The sequence below is a fragment of the Halomonas elongata genome, from assembly GCF_029081005.1.
Lineage (GTDB): Bacteria > Pseudomonadota > Gammaproteobacteria > Pseudomonadales > Halomonadaceae > Halomonas > Halomonas elongata_B.
The window spans coordinates 1-362 of record NZ_JAJQTQ010000140.1 but is presented as its reverse complement, the minus strand read 5'-3'; the positions used below and the strand labels follow the sequence as shown (position 1 = coordinate 362).

Below are 362 nucleotides of genomic sequence, written 5' to 3'. Positions count from 1 at the left end.
AGCTGGCTGAAAAAGTGCCAGAATAGTTTCTCTCTTCATTATTTTCCTGCGAGTTAACTATGCTGATGCTTTTCCTCACCGTGGCGCTGGTGCATATCATTGCGCTGATGAGCCCGGGGCCGGACTTTTTCTTTGTCTCACAAACGGCCATCAGCCGCTCGCGCAGAGAGGCGATGATGGGTGTGCTGGGGATCACCTGCGGCGTCATGGTCTGGGCGGGAGTGGCGCTGCTCGGCCTGAACCTGATCCTCGCCCGGATGGCGTGGCTGCATAACATTATAATGGTCGGCGGGGGCCTGTATCTATGCTGGATGGGCTACCAGATGCTGCGTGGCGCGCTGAAAAAAGAGAAGGTGGCCTCG

Annotated in this window: 1 protein-coding gene; it reads left to right on the top strand. The window is 56.9% G+C overall.

Annotation, left to right across the window (positions count from 1 at the left end; all coding sequences use genetic code 11):
• Positions 1-59: 59 nt before the first annotated feature.
• Positions 60-362 (top strand): LysE family transporter (locus tag LU493_RS19810; protein WP_275289511.1); only part of this gene is annotated, 303 nt, incomplete at its 3' end.